Raw genomic sequence first — 4,562 nt, 5'->3', positions numbered from 1 at the left:
TTTTTAAAATCTGCGCGGGCGGTATGGCGGGAACAACAGTAGCCGCTCTGGGTTTTGCACCCAAAATGGCACTGGCTCAGGCGCGAAACTATAAGCTGTTGCGCGCCAAAGAGATCCGAAACACCTGCACATACTGTTCCGTAGGTTGCGGGCTATTAATGTATAGCCTGGGAGATGGAGCAAAAAACGCCAAAGAGTCGATTTATCATATTGAAGGGGATCCGGATCATCCGGTGAGCCGTGGGGCATTATGCCCTAAGGGTGCAGGATTACTGGATTACGTGCACAGTGAAAACCGTCTGCGTTACCCGGAATATCGCGCTCCAGGCTCCGACAAATGGCAGCGTATCAGCTGGGATGAGGCTTTCACCCGTATCGCGAAGCTGATGAAAACTGACCGCGACGCCAACTTTATTGAGAAGAATGAGCAGGGCGTAACGGTAAACCGCTGGCTTTCTACCGGGATGCTCTGCGCATCTGCGGCAAGTAATGAAACCGGCATGCTGACGCAAAAATTTGTGCGCTCACTCGGCATGCTGGCAGTAGACAACCAGGCGCGCGTCTGACACGGACCAACGGTAGCAAGTCTTGCTCCAACATTTGGTCGCGGTGCGATGACCAACCACTGGGTTGATATTAAAAACGCCAACGTCGTGATGGTGATGGGCGGTAACGCCGCTGAAGCACATCCGGTGGGATTCCGCTGGGCGATGGAAGCTAAAAACAACAATGATGCCACGCTAATTGTTGTTGACCCCCGTTTTACACGTACAGCCTCGGTAGCGGATATTTACGCGCCAATTCGTTCCGGCACGGACATTACGTTCCTGTCCGGCGTCTTGCTGTATCTGATTGAAAACAACAAAATCAACGCTGAATACGTTAAGCATTACACCAACGCCAGCCTGCTGGTGCGGGATGATTTTGCTTTCGAAGACGGTCTGTTCAGCGGTTACGACGCGAAAAAACGCCAATACGATAAATCGTCCTGGAACTACCAGTTCGATGAAAACGGCTACGCGAAACGCGATGAAACGTTAAGCCATCCCCGTTGTGTCTGGAATCTGCTAAAACAGCACGTTTCCCGCTACACGCCGGATGTGGTGGAAAACATCTGCGGTACGCCAAAAGAAGACTTCCTGAAAGTTTGCGAAGTGCTGGCTTCCACCAGCGCAGCGGATCGCACCACCACGTTCCTGTATGCGCTGGGCTGGACACAGCATACCGTCGGGGCGCAGAACATCCGTACCATGGCGATGATCCAGTTGCTGCTCGGCAACATGGGGATGGCAGGTGGCGGGGTCAACGCTTTACGCGGTCACTCCAACATTCAGGGTTTAACCGACTTAGGGCTGCTCTCTACCAGTCTGCCAGGCTACCTGACGCTGCCGTCAGAGAAACAGGCCGATCTGCAAACCTATCTGGCCGCTAACACGCCAAAAGCGACGTTGGCCGATCAGGTGAACTACTGGGGCAACTACCCGAAATTCTTCGTCAGCCTGATGAAATCTTTCTACGGCAATGCCGCGCAGAAAGAAAACGACTGGGGCTTTGAGTGGCTGCCGAAGTGGGATCAGTCCTACGACGTCATCAAATACTTCAACATGATGGATAGCGGGAAAGTCACCGGCTACATCTGCCAGGGCTTTAACCCGGTCGCGTCCTTCCCGGACAAAAACAAAGTGGTGCAGTGCCTGAGCAAACTGAAGTATCTGGTGGTTATCGATCCGCTGGTGACTGAAACCTCAACGTTCTGGCAGAACCACGGCGAATCAAACGACGTTGATCCGGCTTCTATTCAGACCGAAGTCTTCCGTTTGCCATCCACCTGCTTTGCGGAAGAGGACGGCTCCATCGCCAACTCCGGTCGCTGGCTGCAGTGGCACTGGAAAGGTCAGGATGCCCCGGGTGAAGCCCGCAACGACGGCGAAATTCTGGCCGGTATTTATCACCGTCTGCGCGACATGTATCGCACTGAAGGCGGTAAAGCCGTTGAACCCGTGCTGAAAATGAGCTGGAACTATAAGCAGCCGGACGAACCGCACTCCGAGGAAGTGGCAAAAGAGAACAACGGCTATGCGCTGGAAGATCTCTATGATGCCAACGGTGTGCTGGTTGCGAAGAAAGGCCAGTTACTCAGCAGCTTTGCACTTCTGCGCGATGATGGATCTACGTCATCGTCCTGCTGGATTTATACCGGTAGCTGGACCGAGCAGGGCAACCAGATGGCCAATCGCGATAACGCCGACCCGTCAGGTCTTGGTAATACGCTGGGCTGGGCCTGGGCATGGCCGTTAAACCGTCGCGTGTTGTATAACCGCGCTTCGGCGGACCCGCAAGGTAAGCCATGGGATCCAAAACGCATGCTGATCCAGTGGAACGGCACGAAGTGGACGGGGAACGATATCCCGGACTTCAACACCGCAGCACCGGGCAGTGGCACCAATCCGTTTATTATGCAGCCGGAAGGGCTGGGTCGTCTGTTCGCTATCGATAAGATGGCGGAAGGTCCGTTCCCGGAACACTACGAGCCGATGGAAACGCCGCTGGGTACGAACCCGCTGCATCCGAACGTGATCTCCAACCCGGCAGCGCGTCTGTACGAAGCGGATAAGTTACGCATGGGCACAAAACAGGACTTCCCGTACGTCGGGACGACCTATCGTCTGACCGAACATTTCCATACCTGGACCAAGCACGCATTGCTGAATGCGATTGCCCAGCCAGAGCAGTTTGTGGAAATCAGCGAAACGCTGGCGGCAGCTAAGGGGATCTCCAACGGCGATCACGTCAAAGTCAGCAGCAAGCGTGGATTTATTCGCGCAGTTGCCGTGGTTACCCGTCGTCTGCGTACTCTGCACGTCAACGGTCAGCAGGTTGAAACGGTTGGGATCCCGATCCACTGGGGCTTTGAAGGAGTCGCGCGTAAAGGCTATATCGCCAACACCCTGACGCCGAATGTCGGTGATGCAAACTCGCAAACGCCGGAATACAAAGCGTTTTTAGTTAACATCGAGAAGGCGTAAGGGAGGCGAACATATGTCTATGGAAACGCAGGACATCATCAAACGGTCCGCAACAAACGCCATCACGCCGCCGCCTCAGGCCCGTGATTACAAAGCTGAGGTCGCAAAGCTGATCGACGTTTCCACCTGCATAGGCTGTAAGGCCTGTCAGGTGGCATGCTCAGAGTGGAATGATATCCGCGATGAAGTCGGCCACTGCGTCGGGGTGTATGACAACCCTGCCGATCTTAGCGCCAAGTCCTGGACGGTGATGCGGTTTACCGAAACCGAACAGAACGGCAAGCTCGAGTGGTTGATTCGTAAAGACGGCTGTATGCACTGTGAAGATCCGGGCTGTCTGAAGGCATGCCCGTCTGCCGGGGCTATCATCCAGTACGCCAACGGGATTGTTGATTTTCAGTCAGAGCACTGCATTGGCTGCGGCTACTGTATTGCCGGGTGTCCATTTAATATTCCGCGCCTCAATAAAGAGGATAACCGCGTGTATAAATGTACGCTGTGTGTGGACCGCGTCAGCGTCGGGCAGGAACCTGCCTGCGTGAAGACCTGTCCGACCGGGGCAATCCATTTCGGTACCAAGCAGGAAATGCTGGAAATGGGCGAACAGCGAGTGGCAAAACTGAAAGCACGTGGTTATGAACATGCCGGTGTTTACAACCCGGAAGGTGTGGGTGGCACGCACGTGATGTACGTTCTGCATCATGCCAACCAGCCGGAGCTGTATCACGGCCTGCCGAAAGAGCCGCAGATCGATACCTCTATCAATCTGTGGAAAGGGGCGCTGAAACCGCTGGCCGCTGCCGGATTTATCGCCACCTTCGCCGGACTGATTTACCACTACATTGGTATCGGTCCGAATAAGGAAGTGGACGACGACGAGGAGGATCATCATGAGTAAGTCGAAAATGATTGTGCGCACGAAGTTTATCGACCGCGCCTGTCACTGGACGGTGGTGATCTGCTTCTTCCTGGTGGCGTTGTCGGGGATTTCGTTTTTCTTCCCGACTCTGCAATGGCTGACGCAGACCTTCGGTACGCCGCAGATGGGGCGCATTTTGCACCCGTTCTTCGGACTGCTGATCTTCGTGGCGCTGATGTTCATGTTTGTACGCTTTGTTCACCACAACATCCCGGATAAAAAAGATATCCCGTGGCTGAAAAACATTGTGGAAGTGCTGAAAGGCAATGAACACAAAGTGGCGGACGTGGGTAAGTACAATGCCGGACAGAAAATGATGTTCTGGTCGATCATGAGCATGATTTTCGTGCTGCTGATCACCGGCATCATTATCTGGCGTCCGTACTTTGCGCAGTTCTTCCCGATGCAGGTCGTGCGCTATAGCCTGCTTATCCATGCGGCTGCGGGGATTATCCTGATGCACGCCATCCTCATCCACATGTATATGGCATTCTGGGTGAAAGGATCGATTAAAGGCATGGTCGAAGGGAAAGTGAGCCGTCGCTGGGCGAAGAAACATCACCCACGCTGGTATCGCGAAGTTGAACGACAAGAAGCGAAAAAAGAGAGCGAGGAAG

3 protein-coding genes are annotated in these 4,562 nt (G+C 54.1%); all 3 read left to right on the top strand.

Translation table 11 applies throughout. The features are described 5' to 3' along the window. The coding region (fdnG, locus tag FDW87_RS11335; RefSeq protein WP_137379772.1) for a formate dehydrogenase-N subunit alpha at positions 1-3,026 on the top strand (3,026 nt) is incomplete at its 5' end. A 13-nt stretch (positions 3,027-3,039) separates the two neighbouring features. Then, a complete protein-coding gene (fdnH, locus tag FDW87_RS11330) occupies positions 3,040-3,924 on the top strand; it encodes a formate dehydrogenase N subunit beta (protein ID WP_016156544.1) in 885 nt (294 codons plus the stop codon). Then, positions 3,917-4,562 (top strand): formate dehydrogenase-N subunit gamma (gene fdnI, locus FDW87_RS11325; RefSeq protein ID WP_137379771.1); only part of this gene is annotated, 646 nt, incomplete at its 3' end. The genes fdnH and fdnI, both read left to right, overlap by 8 nt.

It is taken from the genome of Citrobacter sp. wls826, assembly GCF_005281245.1.
Classification (GTDB): Bacteria; Pseudomonadota; Gammaproteobacteria; order Enterobacterales; family Enterobacteriaceae; genus Citrobacter; species Citrobacter braakii.
Note: the sequence above shows the minus strand (reverse complement) of the source record. Positions and strands in the feature narration are given on the sequence as shown.

Bases quoted from the DNA above. Each gene is read 5' to 3' on its own strand.
- fdnH (WP_016156544.1), top strand. From the start codon at position 3,040: ATGTCTATGGAAACGCAGGACATCATCAAACGGTCCGCAACAAACGCC.